This window comes from Massilia sp. Root133 (assembly GCF_001426525.1).
GTDB lineage: Bacteria > Pseudomonadota > Gammaproteobacteria > Burkholderiales > Burkholderiaceae_D > Telluria > Telluria orientalis.
In genome coordinates, this window is the sequence record NZ_LMEW01000035.1 from 342,116 (window position 1) to 365,220 (window position 23,105).

At 66.2% G+C, this 23,105-nt stretch carries 22 protein-coding genes; 13 read left to right on the plus strand and 9 right to left on the minus strand.

Annotated elements, in window-relative coordinates:
* Window positions 1–5 precede the first annotated feature (5 nt).
* Both ASD28_RS28270 and ASD28_RS28275 read left to right on the plus strand, forming a co-directional pair.
* Window positions 6–734, plus strand: a complete 729-nt coding sequence (locus ASD28_RS28270) for a 4Fe-4S dicluster domain-containing protein (protein ID WP_056136580.1) — start codon at window positions 6–8, stop codon at window positions 732–734.
* Window positions 734–3,382, plus strand: a complete 2,649-nt coding sequence (locus ASD28_RS28275; RefSeq protein ID WP_056136583.1) for a molybdopterin-dependent oxidoreductase — start codon at window positions 734–736, stop codon at window positions 3,380–3,382. Before ASD28_RS28270 ends, ASD28_RS28275 begins: the two co-directional genes overlap by 1 nt.
* Before the next feature lie 3 nt (window positions 3,383–3,385).
* On the opposite strand, the gene ASD28_RS28280 is transcribed toward ASD28_RS28275, so the two are convergent.
* Window positions 3,386–5,005: a methyl-accepting chemotaxis protein gene (locus ASD28_RS28280; protein ID WP_056136585.1), complete on the minus strand. Its 1,620-nt coding sequence runs from the start codon at window positions 5,003–5,005 to the stop codon at window positions 3,386–3,388.
* Between the two features lie 221 nt (window positions 5,006–5,226).
* Between ASD28_RS28280 and ASD28_RS28285 the strand changes: the two genes are divergently transcribed.
* Window positions 5,227–6,552 carry an amidohydrolase gene (locus ASD28_RS28285; RefSeq protein WP_056136587.1) on the plus strand — a complete coding sequence of 442 codons (1,326 nt, stop codon included), beginning with the start codon at window positions 5,227–5,229 and terminating at the stop codon, window positions 6,550–6,552.
* Here the strand turns inward: ASD28_RS28285 and ASD28_RS28290 are convergent, their stop codons facing one another.
* From ASD28_RS28290 to ASD28_RS28305, 4 genes are all read right to left on the minus strand, one after another.
* A complete protein-coding gene (locus ASD28_RS28290) occupies window positions 6,553–6,954 on the minus strand; it encodes a PRC-barrel domain-containing protein (RefSeq protein ID WP_056136589.1) in 402 nt (133 codons plus the stop codon).
* An 88-nt stretch (window positions 6,955–7,042) separates the two neighbouring features.
* Window positions 7,043–8,710: a methyl-accepting chemotaxis protein gene (locus ASD28_RS28295; RefSeq protein ID WP_229412433.1), complete on the minus strand. Its 1,668-nt coding sequence runs from the start codon at window positions 8,708–8,710 to the stop codon at window positions 7,043–7,045.
* A gap of 223 nt (window positions 8,711–8,933) precedes the next feature.
* Window positions 8,934–9,977 carry a M48 family metallopeptidase gene (locus tag ASD28_RS32220; protein ID WP_056136593.1) on the minus strand — a complete coding sequence of 348 codons (1,044 nt, stop codon included), beginning with the start codon at window positions 9,975–9,977 and terminating at the stop codon, window positions 8,934–8,936.
* 10 nt (window positions 9,978–9,987) lie between these two features.
* Window positions 9,988–11,106, minus strand: a complete 1,119-nt coding sequence (locus ASD28_RS28305) for a YjgN family protein (protein WP_056136594.1) — start codon at window positions 11,104–11,106, stop codon at window positions 9,988–9,990.
* A 156-nt stretch (window positions 11,107–11,262) separates the two neighbouring features.
* Here ASD28_RS28305 and ASD28_RS28310 point away from each other — a divergent pair, with 156 nt between their 5' ends.
* The 5 genes from ASD28_RS28310 to ASD28_RS28330 all read left to right on the plus strand — a co-directional run bounded on the left by ASD28_RS28310 (window position 11,263) and on the right by ASD28_RS28330 (window position 15,954).
* On the plus strand, window positions 11,263–12,942 hold the full coding sequence (locus tag ASD28_RS28310) for a CTP synthase (protein WP_056136597.1): 1,680 nt from the start codon (window positions 11,263–11,265) through the stop codon (window positions 12,940–12,942).
* Window positions 12,939–13,790: a 3-deoxy-8-phosphooctulonate synthase gene (gene kdsA / locus ASD28_RS28315; protein WP_056136599.1), complete on the plus strand. Its 852-nt coding sequence runs from the start codon at window positions 12,939–12,941 to the stop codon at window positions 13,788–13,790. Before ASD28_RS28310 ends, kdsA begins: the two co-directional genes overlap by 4 nt.
* 191 nt (window positions 13,791–13,981) lie before the next feature.
* Window positions 13,982–15,268, plus strand: coding sequence for a phosphopyruvate hydratase (gene eno, locus ASD28_RS28320; RefSeq protein WP_056136601.1), 1,287 nt, complete (start codon window positions 13,982–13,984; stop codon window positions 15,266–15,268).
* A 66-nt stretch (window positions 15,269–15,334) separates the two neighbouring features.
* Window positions 15,335–15,679: a cell division protein FtsB gene (ftsB, locus tag ASD28_RS28325; RefSeq protein WP_056136910.1), complete on the plus strand. Its 345-nt coding sequence runs from the start codon at window positions 15,335–15,337 to the stop codon at window positions 15,677–15,679.
* On the plus strand, window positions 15,676–15,954 hold the full coding sequence (locus ASD28_RS28330; RefSeq protein WP_056136603.1) for a DNA-binding protein: 279 nt from the start codon (window positions 15,676–15,678) through the stop codon (window positions 15,952–15,954). Before ftsB ends, ASD28_RS28330 begins: the two co-directional genes overlap by 4 nt.
* A 74-nt stretch (window positions 15,955–16,028) precedes the next feature.
* Here ASD28_RS28330 and ASD28_RS28335 read toward each other — a convergent pair whose 3' ends face one another.
* The 4 genes from ASD28_RS28335 to ASD28_RS28350 form a co-directional block, all read right to left on the minus strand.
* Complete coding sequence (locus ASD28_RS28335) at window positions 16,029–16,448, minus strand: PAAR domain-containing protein (RefSeq protein WP_056136605.1); 420 nt, start codon at window positions 16,446–16,448, stop codon at window positions 16,029–16,031.
* Window positions 16,449–16,701: 253 nt separating this feature from the next.
* Complete coding sequence (locus ASD28_RS28340) at window positions 16,702–17,187, minus strand: Dps family protein (protein WP_056136607.1); 486 nt, start codon at window positions 17,185–17,187, stop codon at window positions 16,702–16,704.
* Between the two features lie 112 nt (window positions 17,188–17,299).
* A complete protein-coding gene (gene hslO / locus ASD28_RS28345) occupies window positions 17,300–18,256 on the minus strand; it encodes an Hsp33 family molecular chaperone HslO (RefSeq protein ID WP_056136609.1) in 957 nt (318 codons plus the stop codon).
* 3 nt (window positions 18,257–18,259) lie between these two features.
* Entirely contained in the window at window positions 18,260–18,784 is a 525-nt protein-coding gene (locus ASD28_RS28350) for a gamma carbonic anhydrase family protein (RefSeq protein WP_056136612.1), read from the minus strand.
* Window positions 18,785–18,928: 144 nt separating this feature from the next.
* On the opposite strand from ASD28_RS28350, the gene ASD28_RS28355 reads away from it, so the two are divergent.
* From ASD28_RS28355 to ASD28_RS28375, 5 genes are all read left to right on the plus strand, one after another.
* Complete coding sequence (locus ASD28_RS28355) at window positions 18,929–19,807, plus strand: alpha/beta fold hydrolase (RefSeq protein ID WP_056136613.1); 879 nt, start codon at window positions 18,929–18,931, stop codon at window positions 19,805–19,807.
* 40 nt (window positions 19,808–19,847) lie between these two features.
* On the plus strand, window positions 19,848–20,687 hold the full coding sequence (locus ASD28_RS28360; RefSeq protein ID WP_056136615.1) for a 3',5'-nucleoside bisphosphate phosphatase: 840 nt from the start codon (window positions 19,848–19,850) through the stop codon (window positions 20,685–20,687).
* Window positions 20,688–20,885: 198 nt separating this feature from the next.
* Window positions 20,886–21,785, plus strand: a complete 900-nt coding sequence (gene htpX / locus ASD28_RS28365) for a protease HtpX (RefSeq protein ID WP_056136618.1) — start codon at window positions 20,886–20,888, stop codon at window positions 21,783–21,785.
* The gene (locus tag ASD28_RS28370; protein ID WP_056136621.1) at window positions 21,782–22,405 is read left to right on the plus strand and encodes an L-threonylcarbamoyladenylate synthase; all 624 of its coding nucleotides are present in this window, start codon (window positions 21,782–21,784) and stop codon (window positions 22,403–22,405) included. Before htpX ends, ASD28_RS28370 begins: the two co-directional genes overlap by 4 nt.
* Before the next feature lie 69 nt (window positions 22,406–22,474).
* Complete coding sequence (locus ASD28_RS28375; protein ID WP_307169537.1) at window positions 22,475–23,101, plus strand: site-2 protease family protein; 627 nt, start codon at window positions 22,475–22,477, stop codon at window positions 23,099–23,101.
* Window positions 23,102–23,105: the final 4 nt, after the last annotated feature.

Below are 23,105 nucleotides of genomic sequence, written 5' to 3' on the forward strand. Positions count from 1 at the left end.
ACGCCATGACACCTGAAAAAACTCCGCACTGGGGCCTGGCCATCGACACCGAGCGCTGCATCGGCTGCCATGCCTGCTCCGTCGCCTGCAAGGTCGAGAACTCGGTCTACCTCGGCATGTTCCGCACCAAGGTCTATTACCACGACTTCCACGGCAAGAACGCCGCCGGCAAGGTCACGCCGAAGCGCGCATTCCTGCCTGCCCTGTGCATGCAGTGCGAGGATGCGCCGTGCCTGAAGGCGTGTCCCACCGAATCGATCCGCCGCGACGCGGACGGCGTCGTGCGCATCGACGTGGACAGCTGCGACCGGTCGCGCGACTGCATCGCCGCGTGCCCGTACGGCGCCATCCACATCGATCCGGTCGCGCAGGTCGCGGACAAGTGCGACTTCTGCAGTCACCGGCTCGATGCCGGCATGCAGCCGGCCTGCGTGGAAGCCTGTCCCGCCGACGTGTTCGCGTTCGGCGACCTGAACGACCCGGGCAGCGCCGCGAGCCGCTTCAACGCGCGGCACGGGAAGGATCTGGCCGTGCTCAAGCCGCAGGAGGGCACGAGGCCGGCCGTGCATTACCGCGGCATCGGGACCGTCGTGCCGCGCGCCGTCGAGAACAAGCTGCCGAAGGGCCGCAACCACGATCCGTTCACGTACGAGATCGACACGTGGGCGGAGCTGCGCGCCGATTACGGCACCGTCGTCGGCAACGCGACGGCCAAACCGAAGGGAGGCAAGTGATGGAACGACGCGGTTTTCTCAAGTCCGGCCTGGGCGCGCTGGCCACGCTGGCGGTCGGCGAAACGATCCTCCTCGCTCCGGGCGATGCCGCGGCCGGTCTCGCCGAGCCGCTGAACTACGCGACCGACGCGGACGGCAAGGCGCGCAAGCGGCACGTCGACTACCGCACGGCCACGGCGGTGAAAAGCGTGTGCCTGAACTGCTCCACCGTGTGCGGCATCGAGGGGTTCGTCGAGGATGGCAAGGTCGTCAAGATCCGCGGCAATCCGCTCGATCCGAACCTCGGCAGCTTCATGACGTGCGCGAAGGGGCAGAGCGGTCCCACGATCAACACGTATCCCGAGCGCCTGCTGTACCCGCTCAAGCGGGTGGGTAAGCGGGGCGAGGGCCTGTGGAAGCGCATCACGTGGGATGAGGCGTACGACGAGATCGCGGCGCGCATCCGCAAGAGCATCGCCGCCGGCCACCCGGAGCGCGTGGCGATCCACCAGGGCCGCTCGCGCTACGAAGCCGAGTTCGCGCGCTTCCTGAACGCGGTCGGCTCGCCCGTCCTGCTGAACCACCGCGCGCTGTGCTCGTCGAACAAGCGCGCCGCCAACTACGTGAGCCTGGGCGAGACCGACTGGGAATCGATCGACGCCGAGCGCTGCCGCTACTTCCTGAACTTCGGCGCCAACTTCTACGAGGCGCACCAGGGCGGCCTGCATCTGGTGAAACGGGTCGTCAAGGCGCGCTTCGACCACGGCGCCAAGCTCGTGACGTTCGACGTGCGCATGTCGAATACCGCGGGGCGCAGCGACGAATGGTTCCAGCCGCATCCCGGCACCGAAGGCGCGATCGCGCTCGCGATGGCGCACGTGATCCTGCGCGAGAACCTGCACGACCGCGCCTTCATCGAGGACTTCGTGCAGCCCGGCGAGGCGCAACTGCGCACGTGGCTGAAGGATTGCACGCCGGCGTGGGCGCAGGCCCAGTCGGGCGTGCCGGCCGCCGACATCGAGCGGATCGCGATCGAGTTCGCACGCGCGCGTCCCGCCGTCGCCGCGTTCACCAACCGCGGCACGGGCGCGCACTACAACGGCTTCAACAACGAACGGGCCGTCGTGATGCTCAATGCGCTGGTCGGTTCCGTCGGGCGGCCGGGCGGTTATTGCTACGGGCTCGAGGAGAAGCTGGCGCCGGCGAAGTACCCGGCGCCGCAGCCCGAGCCGCCCAAAGCCAGGATCCGCACCGACCTGGAAGACCCGCCCGAATGGCCGCTGGCGAACCGGTGGCAGAAGATGAAGGTGGGCCAGGTCGTGTACGACTACCTGGAGCAGGGCCGCGCGCAGCTCGACGTCTACCTGAGCTACACGATCGTGTCCCCGATGACGTGGCCGGAGGGCCGCACGACGGCCGCCCGTGTGCTGGCCGACGAAAAGCTGATCCCGTTCCACGCCTGCTCGGACATCGTATATTCCGAGATGGCGCACTGGGCCGACCTGATCCTGCCCGATGCGACCTATCTCGAACGGTGGGGCATGGACATCCGCAACAACCTCGAGCTGCAGCACTACGTGATGCTGCGCCAGCCGATGACGGCGCCGCCGGGCGAGGCGCGGTCCTTCCCCGAGGTCCTGTTCGACGTGGGCCGGCGCCTGGCGCCGGAGCAGGCGAAGTATTTCGCGTTCGGTGCGCACGAGGACTTCGTGCGCGCGCAGTGTTCGAAGCTTCCGACGCAAGGTCCCGACGGCCGCACGTTCGCGTCGGGCTTCGACTATATGAAGCACTACGGCGTGCACGTGGACACGAGCCAGCCCAAGACTTACGAGGTGTACCGCCGCAGGCTCGGTGCCGCGCAACTGGACGGAACGCGCGTCGACGGCACGGGCCGCATTCTCAAGATGGACAAGACGGGCAAGGAGCGCGCCATCGGGATGATGGTGAAGGGCGAGCCGCTGCGCGGGTTCGCCACGCCGTCGCGCCGCTTCGAGATCCTCGCGCCGGAAGTGGCGGAGGTCGCGACGAAGGCGGGCATGACGGACGACGGCATGCCGGCATTCCATCCCGTGCCCGGCCTGGACCGGCTTGCCGACGACCGCTTCGTCCTGACGACGTTCAAGTGGAACGTGCACACGCAGGGCCGCACGGCGTCGCAGAAATACCTGTCCGAGATCGTGCACGACAACCCGATGTGGATGCATCCGAAGGTGGCGCGGCGCATCGGGGTGAAGTCCGGCGACATGGTCGAACTGACGACCTACCGCCCGCGCTCGGGCGCCCGGGGCGACGTCGCCTTCAAGGCCGCGCCCGCGGGACGCGAGGAGGTGGTGGGCCGCGCGCGCATCCGCGTGTTCGTCACCGACGCCATCCATCCGAAGGTGCTGGCCGTGTCGAACTCGCTGGGCTGGCAGGTGGGCGGGCGCGCCGCGCAGGGCCGCGCGGGCGCGCGCGACGCCGTGCTGGATGCCACCGGCCAGGCGTCGATGCGCAAGACCCTTGCCTCGGCGCCGCGCGTCGACGACCTCACGAACGGCGTGTGGTGGGACGCACACCGCGGCGGGCGCGGCAACGGCGTGAACATCAACGCCATCCTGCCCGTCAATCCGGCGCCGCTGGTGGGCATGCAGTCGTGGTTCGACACGGTCTGCAGCGTGCGCAAGGTGTAAGGATCAGAAGGTCGCCGGCAGGGCGGGGCGTGCGACGGGCCTTGCCGCCACCGGCGCCGCCAGGCTGAACCCGCGCTCGACCTTGAACACGCCGACCACCTCGGCCAGCGTCGCCGCCTGCTCCTGCATCGACGCCGCCGCTGCCGCCGCTTCCTCGACGAGCGCCGCGTTCTGCTGGGTCACCTGATCCATCTGGCCGATGGCCTGGTTGACCTGCTCGATGCCGCCCGTCTGCTCCTGCGTGGCGCTCGTGATCTCGGCCATGATGTCGGTCACGCGGCGGATGCTGCCGACCACCTGTTCCATCGTCGCGCCGGCCTGGTCGACGAGCTTCGTGCCCGCGTCCACGTTGGCCGTCGACGTGGCGATCAGGTCCTTGATCTCCTTCGCCGCGGCGGCCGAGCGCTGTGCGAGGTTGCGCACTTCCGACGCCACGACCGCGAAGCCGCGTCCCTGTTCGCCGGCGCGCGCCGCTTCCACGGCCGCGTTCAAGGCGAGGATGTTGGTCTGGAAGGCGATACCGTCGATGACGCCGATGATGTCGGCGATGCGGCTGGCCGACGCGTTGATGGCGCCCATCGTCGTGACGACTTCGCCGACCACGGCGCCGCCCTGCGTGGCGATGCTTGATGCCGCGATGGCGAGCTGGTTGGCCTGGCGCGCATTGTCCGCGTTCTGGCGCACGGTCGTCGTCAGTTCCTCCATCGACGCGGCCGTTTCTTCCAGCGCGCCGGCCTGCTGCTCGGTGCGGGCCGACAGGTCGAGGTTGCCGGCGCTGATCTCGCGCGAGGCCGTCGCGATGGTATCGGTGCCGCCGCGCACCCGGCTGACGATGCCCACCAGGCTGTCGTTCATGTGGCGCAGGGCGCGCAGCAGGGCGCCCGTCTCGTCCTGCGTATGCGCTTCGATCGCGTGCGTCAGGTCGCCGGCGGCCACCGTCTCGGCCACGGCCACGGCGGCGCGGATCGGCAGCACGATGCCGCGCGTGAGCAGCCACGACACGAGGGCGCCCAGCGCCAGCGCGCAGCTGCTGAAGATGACGATCAGGCGGGTGCTGAGCGTCGCGTCGGCATCGATCGCGGCGGCGGTGGCATCCATGCTGGTGCGCTGCATGGCGACGAGGTCTTGCAGCAGCGCCTGGTATTTCTGGGCGGCCGGCGTGAACGCCTGGTCGAGGATGCGCGCGGCTTCGTCCGCGTTGCCGTCGGCCTTGGCCTTGACGGCGCCGTCGCGCGACGCGCTGTACGTCTTGCGCTGTTCGAGGATCTGCGCGAACAGGTCATGTTCCCGACCGCTGGCCGCGATCAGCGGCTCGATCTGCTTGAGCAGTTCGGCGGCGCGCTTCACCGAGGCGGCCGCGTCGTCCTTGAAGTACGGGCCGAGCGACGGGTCGGTGCTCTTGACGATGGCGGCGGTGCGGCGGATCGAGGCGTAGTTCAGGCTGTACCAGTCCGTGATCAGGCGTTCCTTCGTGAGCGGCACGGCCATCATGGCCTTGGTCGCATTGGCGACTTCGGTGAGGCGCCACGCGCCGACCGCGGCGATCGCCACCGTCATCGCGAGAATGAGGGCGAAGCCCAGGCCGAGCCGTCGGCCGATCTTCATGTTTGCAATGAGTCCCATCGTGATTCCTTGTGAAACGAAGGGGCGTATTGTACGCATCATACTTTCCACTTGGAATAAATAAATACTGTAAAGAAACTTTTACGCAACACTCCACTACGTAGTTTCCACAAGCCTCCTCTGGGGATTGTTAAACGATCCATTGTCGCATTTGGACGCATCTGTTAGCGTAAAAAAGGGTGGCGGCATCGTCCACCCGTTTTTTTTGTTCACGGATACCCATGAAATCTTCCCGCATTCTCCGCACCACCCTGTTCCTGGCGGGCGTCATCGGCACCCAGGTCGCCGCCGCCGCCGCGCTGCCCGCGCCGTTCGCCGAACAGCTGAACGCCAGCTACCCGGCCATCGAGACGCTGTACCAGGACCTGCACCGCAACCCCGAGCTCGGGTTCAACGAACACCAGACCGCGGCCAAGCTGGCCGAGCGCGCCAAGGCGCTGGGCTTCGACGTCACGACCGGTGTCGGCGGCACCGGCGTCGTCGCCATCCTGCGCAACGGCCCCGGCCCGACCGTGATGCTGCGCACCGAGCTGGACGCACTGCCGGTCCAGGAAAAAACGAGCCTGCCGTTCGCCAGCAAGGTCACGACGAAGAACGCCGCCGGCGACACCGTCTCCGTGATGCACGCCTGCGGCCACGACCTGCACATGTCGGCGTGGTACGGCACCGCGAAGCTGATGGCCGGGAACCGCAAGGCCTGGAGCGGCACGCTGATGCTGGTCGGCCAGCCGTCCGAGGAGCCGGTGAACGGCGCGAGCGCGATGCTGAAGGATGGCCTGTTCACGCGCTTCCCGAAGCCGGATTACGCGCTGTCGTTCCATGACGACGCGTCCATGCCGTCCGGGACGATCATGTACCACGCGGGTCCGTTCCGCGCGTCGTCCGACGTCGTCAGCATCACCGTGTTCGGCCAGGGCGGCCACGGCGCCGTGCCGCACGAGGCGCGCGACCCGATCGTGATGGCGTCGCGCATCGTGCTGGCGCTGCAGACGCTCGTCTCGCGCGAGAACAATCCGATCGACCCGGTCGTGATCACCGTGGGCAGCATCCACGGCGGTACGCAGGCGAACATCATTCCCGACCAGGTGACCATGCAGCTGTCCGTGCGCACCTTCAAGCCGGAAGTGCGCAAGCGCGTGCTGGCCAGCATCGCGCGCGAAGCGAAGGGCGAAGCGATGGCCGCCGGCGCGCCGAAGGAGCCGCTGGTGGAAGTGAAGCCGGGTACGGATTCGGTCTACAACGATCCGGAGACGCTGGCCCGCATGGTGAAGGCCGTGCAGGGCGCGGTGGGCCCCGAGTTCGTGAAGGAGATGCCGCCGAAGATGACGTCGGAAGACTTTTCGCAGTATGGCCAGCAGCCGGGCGTGAAGGCGATCCTGCTGCACGTGGGCGCCGTCGACGCCGCCCGCCTGGACGCCGCGAAGAAGGCCGGCCAGCCGCTGCCGGGTACGCACTCGCCGCAGTGGGCGCCGGACTTCAAGCCGACCGTCGTCAATACCATCAAGGCCGAGACGGCGATCCTGCTCGACCTGATGCCGAAGAAGTAATCAGGCCGGCGAGGTGCCGAAGTACGCGTGCACCTCGCCCGTCCAGCGCGTATCGGCCATGTCCGGCCAGTGGTCGGTATCGAAGCCGGGCGCGCTGGCGATGCGCTCCTTGGGGAAGTCCATCGTGAAGCGCTTGTGCCGCGGGTCCAGGGTCAGCGCCTGCCAGGGCACGGCGAAGAGTCTTTCGCCCAGCCCGAGGAAGCGGCTGGACGACATCACGGCGTAGGCGATGGTACCCGTGCGCATGTCCACCATGAATTCCTTGATGACGCCCAGGTGCTCGTTCTGCAGGTTGTGGACGTGGTCGCCGATCAGGGTGTTCGCGCCCATCAGCTCCGGGCCCGGGCCCTTGCCGTGCTTGTTCTTGTACATGCCGTAGTCGTCGCGTTCCTCGTAGGACATATCCCTTCTCCTCGCCTCGTTCTTGTCCGGAAGCAGAAGCATAACCCGAGTCCGGCGCGCCGGTTCGGGCGGGAGCGCACGGACGGCTTCAGAACGTCTCCCACTCCTCGGTAGCGGCCGCCTTTGGCGCCGCCTTCGGTGCCGGCTTGCGGACGCTCGTCTTCACGGGCACGACGGCGCGCGAGGGAGCGGGTGCGGGCGCGGCCTTCGGTGCCGTCATGGCTTTCGAGTCGATATGGAACAGGGCGACCACTTCGGCCAGCTTGTCGGCCTGGTCGCGCAGCGCGGTGGCGGCCGCCGCCGATTCCTCGACGAGGGCGGCATTGTGCTGCGTGGACGAATCCATGTCGGCGATCGCGTTGTTGACCTGTTCGATGCCGGTGCTCTGCTCGCCGCTGGCGCTGGCGATCTCGGCGACGATGTCGCTGACCTTGCGGATGCTGTCGACCACTTCGCTCATCGTCATGCCGGCCTGGTCGACCAGCTTCGTGCCGTCCTCGACCTTGCTGACCGAGTCCACGATCAGTGCCTTGATCTCTTTCGCCGCGGCGGCCGAGCGCTGGGCCAGCGTGCGCACCTCGCCCGCCACGACGGCGAAGCCGCGGCCCTGTTCGCCGGCGCGCGCCGCTTCGACGGCGGCGTTCAGCGCGAGGATGTTGGTCTGGAAGGCGATGCCGTCGATGACCGAAATGATGTCGACGATCTTCTTGGACGAATCGTTGATCGCGCCCATCGTCTGCACGACCTGGTCGACGACGGCGCCGCCCTGCGTGGCGATTTCCGACGCGGCGATCGACAGCTGGCTCGCCTGGCGCGCGTTGTCCGCGTTCTGGCGCACGGTGCCCGTCAGTTCCTCGACCGTGCTGGCCGTCGTGCCGAGCGAGCCGGCCTGCTGTTCGGTGCGCGAGGACAGGTCCATGTTGCCGGCCGAGATTTCGGCCGACGCGGTGGCGATGGTATCGGTGCCGCTGCGCACCTGGGCGACAATCGCGACGAGGCTGTCGTTCATGTTGCGCAGCGCGCGCAGCAGGGCCCCGGTTTCGCACGTGCCGCTCGCGTCGATGTGCTGGGTGAGGTCGCCGCCGGCCACCTTCTCGGCCACCTCGACGGCCTGGCGGATCGGACGGACGATCGCATTCGCGAGCACCCACGCGCAGGCGGCGCCGAACAGCACGGCGACGCCGGCCACGATCATGATCATGCGCGCGCTGTGGCGGCTGGCGTTGTCGATCTCCTTGGCGACGGTGTCGATGCGGTCCTGCTGCATCTTGACCAGTTCGGCCTGCTTGCCTTCGTAGGCTTCCGACGTCGGCACGTATTCCTGGTTCAGGATGCGCTCGGCTTCCGCGGTGTCGCCGGCGGCCTTGGCCTTGATGGCGCGTTCCTTGGACGACGTGTAGGCCTTGCGCAGTTCGGTGATGCGGCCGAACAGCGCGCGTTCCTCGTCGCTGTCGAGCAACGCTTCGATCTGCTTCAGCAGTTCGGTCGAGCGGCTGGCGGTCTTGACGCCGTCGGCCTTGAAGAATTCGACGAGGCTGGGGTCCGAGCTCTTGACGATGGCGGCGGTACGGCGCACGGCGGCGAACGTCTGCATATGCCATTCTTCCATCATGCGCTCCTTGGCCAGCGGGACGGCCATCATCGCGCGCGTCGCATCCGCGATCGTGTTCAGGCGCCAGACGGCGGCGGCCGCGATGACGAGGGTCAGGCCCAGCACGAGGGCGAAGCCCACGCCGAGACGTTTCGCAATATTCATATTGGCGAGAAAGCCCATCTTGGTTCTTCCTTGATTCAAGCGTGATTGTTATGGGGAAGAGGTAACAAACTGTTCCCGGCTTGATTCTACGTACAGGAAGAAAATTTATGTTGCTTTGTGGAACTCAGTGCACGAAATGTGTGCATATAAGCACCATAATGTTGCCGGCATGTGACAGCTTCATGCATGCCGGCTAACAGCAATGATGAGGTTGACAACTGCTTCAGCGGGCGGTCCTGCGCAGGCGCGCGATGCGTTCGGCGGTGTCGGGGTGCGTGGACAGATACGACATCGATTTCTTCAGCCAGCGGGGGAGCTTGTCCTCGCCCGGACGCGCGCGTTCCAGCGCCTCCAGGGCATCGGCGAGCACGTCCGGTTCGAGCCCGTTGCGGCGCAGGACCGCGATCGCGTCGTCGTCCGCTTCCAGCTCCATCGCCCGCGAATACCGCATCTGCGTCAGCACGGCCGGCAGGCCGGCGGCGACGGCGCTGAAGTCGCCGAACAGCGTGGCCGACATCGCGGCCGTCAGCGACGACCCCGTCATCGCGCGCGTGGCGTGGCGCCGTTCGATGTGGCCGACCTCGTGGCCGATCACGCCCAGCAGGGCGGCTTTGCCGTTGTCGTCCAGTTCGTTGTCGTCGTCGAGCGCGAGGCGGACCATCGCGTCCGTCACGATGATCGTGCCGTCCGGCAGCGCCAGCGCATTGGCGCCCAACGTGTCGGACGAGCGCACGAGCAGGCGCACGGGCACGCGCGCGTGCGCGGGCAGCGCACGGGGCAGCAGGGCTTCGACGTCGGCGATGCGGTCGTCCGAGAGGCGCGACGGCGCCAGCATGCCCTGCGCTTCCAGGCCGGCCAGCGCAGCCTGGCCGAGCTTCGTGTCGACCGAGGCCGGCAGGCGCGCGGCGACGAATTCGGCGGCGGCCGGCACGCCCCACACGAAACCGGCGCCGAGCAGCGCCAGCAGCAGGACGAGGGCGGCGAGGGCGGCGGGCCAGCGTGCCTGCCAGCGCTCGACGGCGCTCTTGCGGTAGCCGAGCGCGGCCAGCAGCGCCTGCCGTCCCGGGCCGTATGGCACCTCGCAGGTGGCGTCGCCGAGGCGCAGCACGAGTGGCGCCTGGTCGAACGGTTCGGCCAGCGCGACGTCCGCCAGGGGAAAGCTGCGTTCGAACCCGGACGCATCGACGTGCAGGTGGCCATCGCGTACGTCCAGGCCGACCGGTTGCAGGCGGGCGTCGTGGCCATCGAAGAAATGGGCTGCGATCATCTTGCGCTCCTTACCACGACAGGTCGACGCCGAGGAAGTCGGCGATGCCGTCGCCGGCCGCCGCCGCGGGTGGACGCCGGGCCGCCAGCACGGCCTGCTCGAACCCGTCCGGCGCGTCGACGCTGAGGTGGGCCACGCGATATTTCCACGTGCGCACGACGGCGAACGGGCGGAACAGGCCGAACGTCAGCAGGGTCAGCAGCACGTTGACCGTCTGCAGGCGCAGATAGGGCCAGGTCCGCATCGCGCACGTGATGCGGATGCCGGGGAAGGATGTGGCCGACCAGGCCAGGTTGTTCATGCGCACGAGGATGTACGGCCCCATCAGCAGCATGTAGAGATACGCGAGCACGATGGCGAGGACGGCCGGGAGGAACGCCGCGAACGCCGCCGCCGACTTTTGCCCGCGCGCCAGATACACCGAGAGGCCGATCGACAGGCCGATGACCACCATCACGCCGAGGCCGATCAGGAATGCGCGCACGTAGGGCTTGGCCAGGTCAGCCGTGTCGAGCCCGAACGCGGCATGCTGGTCGCCCGCCATCAGGTGCTTGTGCTGGTAGGCCTTCATCGCGCCATGCATCAGCGGCCAGCACAGGTACAGCAGGAAGATGGCGCCGACGCCGGGATTCCCCGGCATCAGGGCGACGAGCGCGCCGGGCAGCACGAAGATCGCCACCGGCACGAAGTACACGATGTAGGCCTCCTTGATGCCGCCCGCGAAGCCGAACGGCAGGCCGCGGTAGACCGTGTTCGACAGGCGGAAACGCAGCGCGGACCGCATCATGAAGGGCAGGCCGGCCAGCAGCAGTGCGACGGTGACGACGCCCACCTTGAGCGAGAAGCCGAACGCGTAGTGATACGCCGCCAGCAGCGCCACCGCGAGGATGCGTCCGCGCAGGATCGCTTTCGGGTCGCCGCGGAAGTCGAAGCCGGCGCCGGCGAGCTGGGTGTTCCGGTAAAAATACTGCAGCCGGCGGGTCTTGGCCCAAGCCGAGTAGATGCCCAGCGTGGCCACCGTCAGCATCAGGTTGACGATCCAGATGCGGAAGTATTCGGCGCCGCTGCCGGAGAACGACAGGCCATGCGAAGTCGGCGCATCGAAAGGACGGTCGTCAGGTGCGTGCATGGCCGATTTTCTTGACATGGAAGAAAGATCACCAGTGTAGCCATAGTTCCCCATTGTTGGCAATGGGATATGTTGCCAAGATGGAATGAGGAAGTATTTGCAGGTTTAAGGTATAATTTCTATTTCCCGCGCGTGCCGTTCGGCACCTTCTGCACAATGACCAAATTCGTATTCGTCACTGGCGGCGTCGTGTCTTCCCTGGGTAAAGGGATCGCGGCCGCCTCCCTCGCCGCGATCCTCGAATCGCGCGGTCTCAAAGTCACCATGCTCAAGCTCGACCCGTACATCAACGTGGACCCGGGCACGATGAGCCCCACCCAGCACGGCGAAGTGTTCGTCACCGACGACGGCGCCGAGACCGACCTGGACCTGGGCCACTACGAGCGCTTCATCAGCACGCGGATGAAGAAGGTGAACAACTTCACGACCGGCCAGATCTATGAATCGGTGATCCGCAAGGAACGCCGTGGCGAGTACCTCGGCAAGACCGTGCAGGTGATCCCGCACATTACCAACGAGATCCAGGACTACATCCGCCGCGGCGCCGAAGGCGTCGACGTCGCGCTCGTCGAGATCGGCGGCACCGTCGGCGACATCGAGTCGCTGCCGTTCCTCGAAGCCGCGCGCCAGCTGTCGCTGCGCCAGGGCCGCAAGGGCGCCGCGTTCGTGCACCTGACCCTCGTGCCGTACATCTCGTCCGCCGGCGAACTGAAGACCAAGCCCACCCAGCACTCGGTGCAGAAACTGCGCGAGATCGGTATTTCGCCGAACGCGCTGCTGTGCCGCGCCGACCGCCGCATCCCGGACGACGAGCGCGCCAAGATCTCGCTGTTCGCCAACGTCGAAGAGCAGGCCGTCATCTCCGTATGGGACGTCGACACGATCTATAAAGTGCCGCAGGTGCTGCACGACCAGGGCCTGGACGACATCATCCTCGACGCCCTCGGCCTCGAGGCGCCCAAGGCCGACCTGTCGATGTGGACGAAGCTGATCCACACGCTGGAGAATCCGAAGCACGAAGTCACGATCGGCATGGTCGGCAAGTACGTCGACCTGATCGAGTCGTACAAGTCCCTGACGGAAGCGCTGCGCCACGCCGGCATCCACACGGAAAGCCGCGTCAACATCGAATACATCGACTCGGAAGAGATCGAGTCGACGGGCTGCGCCAACCTGGCCAAGTACGACGCCATCCTCGTGCCGGGCGGCTTCGGCAAGCGCGGCGTGGAAGGCAAGATCATGGCCGCCCGCTATGCCCGCGAAAACCGGATCCCGTACCTGGGCATCTGCCTGGGCATGCAGGTCGCGCTGATCGAATACGCGCGCCACATGGCCGGCCTGCCGAACGCCAACTCGACGGAATTCGATCCGGAGACCGACCAGCCGGTCGTCGCCCTGATCAACGAGTGGCAGAACCACGACGGCAAGGTCGAGAAGCGCGACGTCAATTCCGACCTGGGCGGCACCATGCGCCTGGGCGCGCAGACCTGCGCCGTGAACCCGGGCACGCTGGCCGCCGAGATCTACGGCAACGTCGTGACGGAGCGCCACCGCCACCGCTACGAAGCGAACAATTACTACCTGCCGAAGGTCGAAGCTGCAGGCCTCGTCGTCGCGGCGCGTACGCCGAACGAAGACCTGTGCGAGATCATGGAACTGCCGCGCAATGTCCACCCGTGGTACATGGGCGTGCAATTCCACCCCGAGTTCAAGTCGACGCCGCGTAACGGCCACCCGCTGTTCTCGTCGTTCATCCAGGCCGCGCTGGCCCACCAGGCAGCGAGCGGCAACAAGCAGGCCGCAAACACGCCTGCACTGCAAGGAGATGCAGCATGAAACTGTGCGGATTCGACGTCGGCCTCGACCAGCCGATCTTCCTGATCGCCGGCACCTGCGTGATCGAGTCGCGCCAGATGGCCATGGACGTGGCCGGCCAGCTGAAGGAAATCACCTCGGCGCTGGGCATCCCGTTCATCTATAAATCGTCGTTCGACAAGGCGAACCGTTCGTCCGGCAAGTCGTTCCGCGGCCCCGGCATGGAAAAAGGCCTGGAGATCCTGGCCGACGTGCGCAAGGAAATCGGCGTGCCCGTCCTGACCGACGTGCACACCGAGGAAGAGATCCCGGTCGTCGCGAGCGTCGTGGACGTGCTGCAGACGCCGGCCTTCCTGTGCCGCCAGACCGACTTCATCAACGCCTGCGCCCGTTCCGGCAAGCCCGTGAACATCAAGAAGGGCCAGTTCCTGGCACCGGGCGACATGAAGAACGTGATCGACAAGGCGCGCGCCGCAGCTGCGGAAGCCGGCCTGTCCGACCAGTTCATGGCGTGCGAGCGCGGCGTCTCGTTCGGCTACAACAACCTGGTTTCCGACATGCGTTCGCTCGCCATCATGCGCGAGTCGAACTGCCCGATCGTGTTCGACGCCACCCACTCGGTGCAGCTGCCGGGCGGGCAGGGGACGTCGTCCGGCGGCCAGCGCGAGCACGTGCCCGTGCTGGCGCGCGCAGCGGTCGCGGCGGGCGTGTCGGGCCTGTTCATGGAAACCCACCCGAATCCCGCGTGCGCGCTGTCGGACGGCCCGAATGCCGTGCCGCTCGCCCGCATGAAGGATTTGCTGACCACACTGGTCGATATCGACCGTATCGTCAAGAAGGCCGGCTTTATCGAATCGGACTTTCAATAGCAGGAACGTGGCGTACCACGTCGTTCCGTAAGCGTAACGACGTCGTCCCCGCGAACGCGGGGACCCATGCCGAGCGTATCGAAGTGGCTCGGCATGGATTCCCGCCCAGGCGGGAATGACGGGCTCAATAAAGCGCGCCGTGCGGCTTGGCGCGACTGTATCGATTCTTACTTTCTGGAGATTAAAGAACCATGAGTGCTATCGTTGATATCATCGGCCGCGAAATCATCGACTCGCGCGGCAATCCGACCGTCGAGTGCGATGTGCTGCTGGAATCCGGCGTGATGGGTCGCGCCGCCGTCCCGTCGGGCGCCTCGACCGGTTCGCGCGAAGCCATCGAGCTGCGCGACGGCGATCCGAAGCGTTACTTCGGCAAGGGCGTGCTGCAGGCCTGCGAGAACATCAACACCGAGATCAGCGAAGCCATCATGGGCCTGGACGCCAACGAACAGGCATTCCTGGACCGCACCCTGATCGACCTGGACGGCACCGAGAACAAGAGCCGCCTGGGCGCGAACGCGATGCTGGCCGTCTCCATGGCCGTCGCCAAGGCCGCCGCCGAAGAATCCGGCCTGCCGCTGTACCGCTACTTCGGCGGTTCGGGCGCGATGCAGATGCCGGTGCCGATGATGAACGTCATCAACGGCGGCGCGCACGCCGACAACAACCTGGACATCCAGGAATTCATGATCATCCCGGTCGGCGCCCCGTCGTTCAAGGAAGCCGTGCGCTACGGCGCCGAGGTGTTCCACACCCTGAAGAAAATCCTGCACAGCAAGGGCCTGAACACGGCCGTCGGCGACGAAGGCGGTTTCGCCCCGTCCGTCGCGAACCATGAAGAAGCCATCAAGCTGATCATGCAAGCGATCGAGCAGGCAGGCTACGTGGCCGGCCAGGACATCGCCATCGGCCTGGACTGCGCCGCCAGCGAGTTCTACAAGGACGGCAAGTACGTGCTGGAAGGCGAAGGCGGCCTGCAGCTGACGGCCCAGGACTTCACCAACATGCTGGCCACCTGGTGCGACAAGTACCCGATCGTCTCGATCGAGGACGCGATGGCCGAAGGCGACTGGGAAGGCTGGGCAACGCTGACCGCCGCCCTGGGCAAGAAGGTGCAACTGGTGGGCGACGACCTGTTCGTCACCAACACCAAGATCCTGAAAGAAGGCATCCAGAAGGGCATCGCCAACTCGATCCTGATCAAGATCAACCAGATCGGCACCCTGACCGAAACCTTCGCCGCCATCGAGATGGCCAAGCGCGCCGGCTACACGGCCGTGATCTCGCACCGTTCGGGCGAGACCGAGGACTCGACCATCGCCGACATCGCCGTCGGCATGAACGCCCTGCAGATCAAGACGGGCTCGCTGTCGCGTTCGGACCGCATGGCGAAGTACAACCAGCTGCTGCGCATCGAGGAAGACCTGGGCGACATCGCCAGCTACCCGGGCCGCGACGCTTTCTACAACCTGAAGTAATCGAGTAGTATGGACACGGGTTCGTTCGCCGGGCTCGTGTCGACACCCCGCCAGCCGTATTCATCCATGCGCCTCATCACCCTTGCCCTGGCAGCCCTGCTGCTGCTGATCCAGTATCCCCTGTGGCTGGGGAAGGGCGGCTGGCTTACCGTGGCCGACCTGGAATCCCAGGTGGCCGCGAGCCGCGCCAAGACCGAGCAGCTGAAAGCCCGCAACGCCAAGCTGGAATCGGAAGTGCGCGACCTGAAGGACGGCCTCGGCGCCGTCGAGGAACGCGCGCGCTACGACCTGGGCATGATCAAGTCGAACGAGATCTTCGTGCAGGTATTGCGCAAGGACGAGAAGCCGGCCGTCATGATGACGGAACCGCCGCCGCCACCGCCGCCGAAGGTCAAGAAGGGCGCGCCATGACCCCCACGGAATCGTCCCCGCCGGCGCTCGACACGCTCGAGGCCGTCGCGGGCTACCTCGCCGCCGCGTTCGATGCCGGCGATCCCGACACCATGACGGAGGCGCTGAAGTTGGTCGCGCGCTCCGCGGGCCTCACGCACCTGGCCGCCGCGGCCGGCCTGCCGCGCGACCTGCTCGCCGCGGCGATGAACCGCGGCGAGATGGGCCTCGATAGCCTGCTGGCCATCATGAAGGTCATCGATTTGCACCGTCCGGCCGACGGCGCACCCAATTGATCAAGCTTCTCGCGCCCGCCGGCGTTCGCTGCCGCCACTGATTGCAGCCGCGCACGCCGGCGGCCGCGCCCCTGTCAGGCGCCGGCCCCGACGGCGCCCGGCGGCGCATAACCCGGCTCCAGCAGGCCGGGAATCGGTTCTCCTTCCACGACGACGATCTCGCCGAGGCTCTGCGCACGCGCGACGATGCGGTCGCCGTTCGCGATATGGCTGCCCACGAGGGCGATCGGCCGGTTCGCATACGTCGACGCATGTCCGGCGCCGGACACGATCACGCTCTCGCTGCCGTCCGGGTAGCGAACCCGGTCGCCGACGCAGGCGATGCGGAAATCGTCCGCGGGCTCGCCCTGCGATGCGAGCACGACTTCGCCACCGCGGCGGGTGCGCGAACCGATCGTGGCGATGGGGTAGCGGGCGACCACTTTACGGGGTGCGCCCTGGGCTGTGGCTGTGTTGGCGTTGGTGGCTGCATCATTGCTACGTACTGATTTCATCCGGTTCTCCAAAAGTTTGCAAAACGGGACGCGAAAAAGCGACACATTCCCGGTCTCAAGTGCACGAGTTCGTACACTGGAGGCCATTGAAACGCGTCGTTGATTTAAACCAATTGATGCAGCGCAATTTGAACCGGCCGGTCATCCGGAATCAGGGAATTCCGACAGGGTTGCCGGTTAACTTCCGACCGGCAATAAAGAGGATGCCGCATCGGCCCCTGATCAGGGGCCGTCTGCGGCAGAAAAGGCGGGATCAGGCCGACTGGCCGTTCTCGAGGAAGGAACGCAGCATCCACGCATTCTTTTCGTGGATCTCCATGCGGTCACTCAGCATGCCGGCGCTCGGCTGGTCATTGGCCTCGTCGGCGATCTTGAACGCCTCGCGCACGGTGCGGATCAGCGCTTCCTGGCCGTCGACCAGCTGGCGGATCATTTCCTGCGCGTTCGGCACGCCGGCTTCTTCCTTGATCGACGACAGTTCCACGAAGCGGGCATAGGTGCCCGGCGCGAAATGACCGAGGGCGCGGATGCGTTCGGCGATGTTGTCCAGCGCGTTCCACAGTTCCGTGTATTGTTCCATGAACATGATGTGCAGCGTCTGGAACATCGGACCCGTCACGTTCCAGTGGAAGTTGTGGGTCTTCAGGTACAGCATATAGCTGTCCGCCAGCACGCGCGACAGGGCGTTGGCGATGTTGGCGCGGTCTTCGGTGCTGATGCCGATATTGATGTTGCTCATGGTGTTCTCCTGTCGTTTGTCATTGATGACAGCTTAGCAGGAACCACCAATAGCCGCAGTTTATATTACCAATCAAAATGATAGGGGACGTCAATGACGCCCCCTTGTTCGATCAGTGCTTGATGCTGGAAGCAGGTGCCACGGCGTCGGCCGTCGTGTCACTGGCGAACAATTGCGCGCAGTCGACGGCATCGAAGCCGTAGTGCTTGCCGCAGAAGTCGCAGTTGATGCCCAGTTCGCCCAGGTCGTGCAGGGCGGACTCGACTTCTTCCTTGCCCAGCATCCTGAGCATGTTGCCCACTTTTTCGCGCGAGCAGGTGCAGTGGAAGACCGGATGCAGCGGGTCGAACACGCGGATCGTCTCTTCCCAGAACAGGCGCCGGAGCAGCGTTTCCACGTCGGTCGTGAGCAGCTCTTCCTGCTTCAAGGTCTGGCCCAGCATGACGGCGCGGGTCCACGTCTCGAGGTCTTCTTCCTCGCTGGCCTGCTTGACCTGGCCTTCGACGTTGGAATTGCGCGGCAGCTTTTGCAGCAGCAGGCCGCGCGCGACGTTCTCGTCGGCCGCCAGCCACAGCTTGGTGTCCATCTGTTCCGAGCGCAGCATGTAGTTCTCGATGACGGTCGCGATGTCCTCGCCGACGAGCGGCACGACGCCCTGGTACGGCTGCTGGCCCGGGACCTTGTCCTGCGGGTCGAGCGTGATCACGAAGCGGCCATGGCCATGCTGGTTCAGCAATTGCGCGACGGACGCGTCGTCCGGCACGTCCGCGCCTTCGCGCAGCTTGGCGGTGGCGCGCATGCGCAGGTTCGCGTCGCACTCGACGACGAGCAGTTTCACCAGGCCGTCGCCATGGATCTGCATGACGATCGAGCCGTTGAACTTGAGGTTGGCGGACAGCAGCGCCGCCGCGGCGACCATTTCGCCCAGCAAGGCGCGCACCGCCTTCGGGTAGACGTGGCGCGACTGGATCTCGCGCCACGCGTTGGAGATCTCGACGAGCTCGCCGCGGACGGCTGCGTTGTCGAAGATGAATTTCTGGAGGGTGTCCTTGCTGGTATCAGTCGTCATTCTTTATCCGATTTTCTTGAGCTCCGCCTTGAAGCGTTTGCCGCGCTCGACATAGCTGGCGGCATTGCCCTGCAGGCGGAGCAGGTCGTCTTCCGTGAGCGTGCGCACCACCTTGGCCGGGGCGCCCAGGATCAGCGAACCGTCCGGGAACTCCTTGCCTTCGGTGACCACGGCGCCGGCTCCCACGAGGCAGCCCTTGCCGATCTTCGCGCCGTTCAGCACCACGGCCTGGATGCCGATCAGCGCGCCGTCGCCGACGGTGCAGCCATGCAGCATCGCCTGGTGGCCGACGGTGACGTTCTTGCCGAGCACGAGCGGAAAGCCCATGTCCGTGTGCATCACCGTGCCTTCCTGGACATTGCTGCCGGTGCCGATCGTGATGCGCTCGTTGTCGCCGCGGATCGTCACGCCGGACCACACCGAGGCATCCGCCGCGACCGTCACTTTGCCGATCAAGGTGGCCGAATCGGCGATATAGGCCGACGGATCGATCTCGGGCGCATCTTCGCCCAGCTGGTAAATCGCCATGGAGTGCTCGCGGAAGGTTGAGATGCCCGTATTTTACGCCTTCACGCTCGTAAGGGGCCCAGATGGGGCTGGCCTGCAGGATTACAAGCTTCGTGCTTATAATGCGAACGGTCGTACTAATTTAACTCGCAAACAGGAACCGCCATGACACCGTCCCGCTCCGAATTCCTCACTATCCGCGGCCTGCGCACCCACGTCCGTCACTGGGGCCGCGAGGGCGCGCCCAAGCTGTTCATGGCGCATGGCTGGATGGACATGTCGGCCTCGTTCCAGTTCGTCGTCGACGCGTTGCAGGGCGACTGGCACGTGATCGCCCACGACTGGCGCGGCTTCGGCCTGACCGGGCGCTCCGGCAACGACACGTACTGGTTCCCCGACTACTTCGCCGACCTGGAAGCGATCCTCGACCATTATTCGCCCGGCGAACCCGTGAACCTGCTGGGCCACAGCATGGGCGGCAACATCGTGAGCGTGTATGCGGGCGTGCGGCCGGAACGCATCGCGAAGCTGATCAACCTGGAAGGCTTCGGGCTGCCCGCCACGCGCCCCGACCAGGCGCCGGGCCGCTACGCCAAGTGGCTCGACGAAGTGAAGGTCCCGCCCGCCATGCGCGGCTACGCCAGCCTGGATGAGGTCGCGACGCGCCTGCGCAAGACGAACCCGCGCCTGCCGGCCGACCGCGCCGCCTTCCTCGCCCGGCACTGGGCCGCGCAGAATGCGCAGGGCGAGTGGGAAATCCTGGGCGACCCGGCGCACAAGATGCCGGGGCCGCTGCTGTACCAGGTGGAAGAGGTGCTCGCGTGCTGGCGCCGCATCACGGCGCCCGTGCTGTGGGTCGAGGCCGAGCACACGGACATGTGGCGCTGGATGGGCCCGAAGGAAGAGGCGCGCCACGAAGTCGACCGCCGGCTCGCGCAGCTGGCCAAGGTCACGCCGCGCATGATGCCGGATGCGGGGCACATGCTGCACCACGATCAACCCGAAGTGCTGGCGCGCATGATCGAGGCGTTCCTCGCGGGCTGACATTGCGTACAATGGTATTTCGAAACGATACCCTGTCCGGATGCTGCCCATGAAAGTCGATCTCCACTGCCACTCCAACGTCTCCGACGGCGTGCTCGCACCCGCCGCCGTGGCCGCGTATGCCCGCAAGGGTGGTGTCGATGCATGGGCGCTGACGGACCATGACGAAATCGGGGGTATCAAGGTCGCACGCGCGAAGGCCGAGGAACTGGGCATGCGCTTCGTGCCGGGCGTGGAGATTTCCGTGACGTGGGCCGGCGAGACCGTCCACCTCGTCGGCCTGCAGGTCGACGAAGACAATGCGACCCTCGTGCAGGGCCTGGCCGCCACGCGCAACGGGCGCGACGCGCGCGGGCGCGAGATCGCCGCGCAGCTCGACCAGGCTGGCATCCCGAACGCCTACGAAGGCGCGCTGAAATACGTCGGCAATCCGGATCTGCTGTCGCGCACGCACTTCGCGCGCTACCTGTGCGAGCTCGGCAAGTGTTCCAACACGTCGGAGGTGTTCCGCCGCTATCTCACGGAAGGCAAGCCGGGCTACGTGCCGCACCGCTGGGCGACGCTGGCCGATGCGATGGGCTGGATCCGCGCGGCGGGCGGCGTCCCCGTGATCGCGCATCCGGGCCGCTACCGCTTCGACGCGACGGCCGAGGGCGCGCTGTTCGACGAATTCAAGCAGCTGGGCGGCAATGCCATCGAGGTCGTCACGGGCAGCCATACGCCGGACCAGTACGCGACGTATGCCGAGGTGGCGCGCCGCTACGGTTTCCTCGCATCGCGCGGGACGGATTTCCACGCGCCGGGGGAGTCGCGCGTCGAGTTCGACCAGTTGCCGCCGCTGCCGAGTGGGGTGACGCCGGTTTGGCATGACTGGTTCTAAGCACACCGTCGTCCCCGCGAAGGCGGGGATCCATGCTGAACGTCCGACGTCGCGATCGCTAGTGGTCCGCAAATTGATCGATTTCGGTAACTCAGTATGGGTTCCCGCTTCCGCGGGAACGACGTGCCGGGCTTGAAATTTCAACATCCAGCCCTTATCTTGTCGGACTGATATTGAACCCATCCTGAGGCTCCCCAGATGAAGCGCATACTGCTGTTCCTCGCCACCAACCTCGCCGTCGTGCTCGTGCTGTCGATCGTGCTGAACGTCCTCGGCGTCGGGCGTCCGGTCGGCGGGCAGGGCATCAACGTCGGGGCGCTGCTCGTGTTTTCGCTCGTCGTGGGCTTCACGGGTTCCATCATTTCCCTGTTGATGAGCAAGCCGATGGCGAAGATGTCCACCGGCGCGCGCGTCATCGAACAGCCGGGCAACGCCACCGAAGCATGGCTGCTCGGCACCGTGGGCAACCTCGCGCAGCGCGCGGGCATCGCGATGCCGGAAGTGGCCGTGTACGAGGGCGAGCCGAATGCGTTCGCGACGGGCGCTTTCAAAAATTCCGCGCTGGTGGCCGTGTCGACGGGCCTGCTCGCCAACATGAACCGCGAGGAAGTCGAGGCCGTGCTGGGCCACGAGATCGCGCACGTGGCCAACGGCGACATGGTCACGCTCACCCTGATCCAGGGCGTGGTGAACACGTTCGTCGTGTTCCTCGCGCGCGTCGTCGGCTTCTTCGTCGACAACGTCGTGTTCCGCCGCGGGAACGACGCGCGCGGGCCGGGCTTCGGCTATGCGATCACCGTGTTCGTGTGCGAGATCCTGTTCGGCATCGTCGCGTCGATCATCGTCGCGTGGTTCTCGCGCCAGCGCGAATTCCGCGCGGACGCCGGTTCGGCCCAGCTGCTGGGCAGCCCGCTGCCGATGCAGCATGCGCTCGCGCGCCTGTCCGGCATGCACCCGGGCGCGCTGCCGCAATCGATGGCGGCGTCGGGCATTTCCGGCCACGGCAGCGGCTGGGGCGCGTTGTTCGCGTCGCACCCGCCGATGGAAGAACGCATCGCGGCCCTCCAGGCGCTGCGCCAGTCGGGGTTCGCGCGATGACCCAATATTTCGAAGTCCATCCCCAGAATCCGCAGGCGCGCCTGATCCGCCAGGCCGCGCAGATCATCCAGGGCGGCGGCATCGTCGCCGCGCCGACCGATTCCGCGTACGCCCTCGTATGCCGCCTCGACGACAAGGCGGCCGTGGAAAAGCTGCGGCGCATCCGCGGCGTCGACGAGAAGCACCACCTGACGCTGCTCGTGCGCGACCTGTCCGAGATCGCCACGTATGCGCGCGTCGACAACCGCCAGTACCGGCAACTGAAAGCCGTCACGCCGGGGCCGTACACGGTGATCCTGGAAGCGACGAAGGAAGTGCCGCGCAGGCTGTCGCACCCGTCGCGCAAGACGATCGGCATCCGCGTGCCGGAAAACGCGATCCTGCTGGCGCTGTTGGCAGAACTGGGCGAACCCTTGATCGGCACGACCTTGCAACTGCCGGGCGACGACAACATGCTGTCCGATCCGGACGAGGTGCGCGAGCGTCTCGACAGGCAGATCGAGCTCGTGATCGACGGCGGCGCCGGCACGCTCGAACCCACCACGATCATCGACCTCACGGGGCCCGACGCCGAACTCGTACGCGAAGGCCGGGGCGATCCGGCCGCGTTCGGCCTGTAGGCCGGGGCCGCCGCGCCGCGCGCTCTGATAGAATCGCAGGTTATGGATGAACTCATACGCAATCTGGCAGTGTATGCACTGCCTGTCCTCTTTGCGCTGACGATGCACGACGCCGCCCAGGCGTTCGTCGCGAAACGCTTCGGAGACAACACCGCACACGCCGCCGGGCGTACCACTTTCAATCCGCTTGCCCACATCGATCCGATCGGCACCATCGTCATTCCGGTGGTGATGTACCTGACGGTGCACTTCGTGTTCGGCTACGCGAAACCGCTGCCGATCAACTACGGCCAGATGCGCAACCCGAAGCGCGACATGGCGTGGGTCGCGCTGTCCGGTCCGGGCGCAAACTTCCTGATGGCGCTGATCTGGCTCCTGCTGAGCATCTTCCTCGACTACTTCGGGGTGCAGGAGTCGTTCCCGCACCTCGTGGCCGAGGCGGGTGTGCAGACGAATCTGTGGCTGATGGCGTTCAACCTGCTGCCGATCCCGTCGATGGATGGCGGCCGCGTGCTGTTTTCCATCCTGCCGCACAAGGCCGCATTCCAGTTCGCGCGCCTGGAGCCGTACGGCTTCATCATCCTGCTCGCGCTGATCTTCCTGAAGGTGATCGGCTACTGGCTGTTCTGGGTCGGCGTGATCGCGAACCTGCTGCTGCACCTGATCGTCTATCCCCTGAATTTTCTCCTGACCTGATACC

Excerpts from the sequence above, each read along its gene's own strand:
- ASD28_RS28270 (WP_056136580.1), top strand. The coding sequence starts at position 6 with ATGACACCTGAAAAAACTCCGCACTGGGGCCTGGCCATCGACACCGAG.
- ASD28_RS28275 (WP_056136583.1), top strand. The coding sequence starts at position 734 with ATGGAACGACGCGGTTTTCTCAAGTCCGGCCTGGGCGCGCTGGCCACG.
- ASD28_RS28280 (WP_056136585.1), bottom strand. The coding sequence starts at position 5,005 with ATGGGACTCATTGCAAACATGAAGATCGGCCGACGGCTCGGCCTGGGC.
- ASD28_RS28285 (WP_056136587.1), top strand. The coding sequence starts at position 5,227 with ATGAAATCTTCCCGCATTCTCCGCACCACCCTGTTCCTGGCGGGCGTC.
- ASD28_RS28290 (WP_056136589.1), bottom strand. The coding sequence starts at position 6,954 with ATGTCCTACGAGGAACGCGACGACTACGGCATGTACAAGAACAAGCAC.
- ASD28_RS28295 (WP_229412433.1), bottom strand. The coding sequence starts at position 8,710 with ATGAATATTGCGAAACGTCTCGGCGTGGGCTTCGCCCTCGTGCTGGGC.
- ASD28_RS32220 (WP_056136593.1), bottom strand. The coding sequence starts at position 9,977 with ATGATCGCAGCCCATTTCTTCGATGGCCACGACGCCCGCCTGCAACCG.
- ASD28_RS28305 (WP_056136594.1), bottom strand. The coding sequence starts at position 11,106 with ATGCACGCACCTGACGACCGTCCTTTCGATGCGCCGACTTCGCATGGC.
- ASD28_RS28310 (WP_056136597.1), top strand. The coding sequence starts at position 11,263 with ATGACCAAATTCGTATTCGTCACTGGCGGCGTCGTGTCTTCCCTGGGT.
- kdsA (WP_056136599.1), top strand. The coding sequence starts at position 12,939 with ATGAAACTGTGCGGATTCGACGTCGGCCTCGACCAGCCGATCTTCCTG.
- eno (WP_056136601.1), top strand. The coding sequence starts at position 13,982 with ATGAGTGCTATCGTTGATATCATCGGCCGCGAAATCATCGACTCGCGC.
- ftsB (WP_056136910.1), top strand. The coding sequence starts at position 15,335 with ATGCGCCTCATCACCCTTGCCCTGGCAGCCCTGCTGCTGCTGATCCAG.
- ASD28_RS28330 (WP_056136603.1), top strand. The coding sequence starts at position 15,676 with ATGACCCCCACGGAATCGTCCCCGCCGGCGCTCGACACGCTCGAGGCC.
- ASD28_RS28335 (WP_056136605.1), bottom strand. The coding sequence starts at position 16,448 with ATGAAATCAGTACGTAGCAATGATGCAGCCACCAACGCCAACACAGCC.
- ASD28_RS28340 (WP_056136607.1), bottom strand. The coding sequence starts at position 17,187 with ATGAGCAACATCAATATCGGCATCAGCACCGAAGACCGCGCCAACATC.
- hslO (WP_056136609.1), bottom strand. The coding sequence starts at position 18,256 with ATGACGACTGATACCAGCAAGGACACCCTCCAGAAATTCATCTTCGAC.
- ASD28_RS28350 (WP_056136612.1), bottom strand. The coding sequence starts at position 18,784 with ATGGCGATTTACCAGCTGGGCGAAGATGCGCCCGAGATCGATCCGTCG.
- ASD28_RS28355 (WP_056136613.1), top strand. The coding sequence starts at position 18,929 with ATGACACCGTCCCGCTCCGAATTCCTCACTATCCGCGGCCTGCGCACC.
- ASD28_RS28360 (WP_056136615.1), top strand. The coding sequence starts at position 19,848 with ATGCTGCCCATGAAAGTCGATCTCCACTGCCACTCCAACGTCTCCGAC.
- htpX (WP_056136618.1), top strand. The coding sequence starts at position 20,886 with ATGAAGCGCATACTGCTGTTCCTCGCCACCAACCTCGCCGTCGTGCTC.
- ASD28_RS28370 (WP_056136621.1), top strand. The coding sequence starts at position 21,782 with ATGACCCAATATTTCGAAGTCCATCCCCAGAATCCGCAGGCGCGCCTG.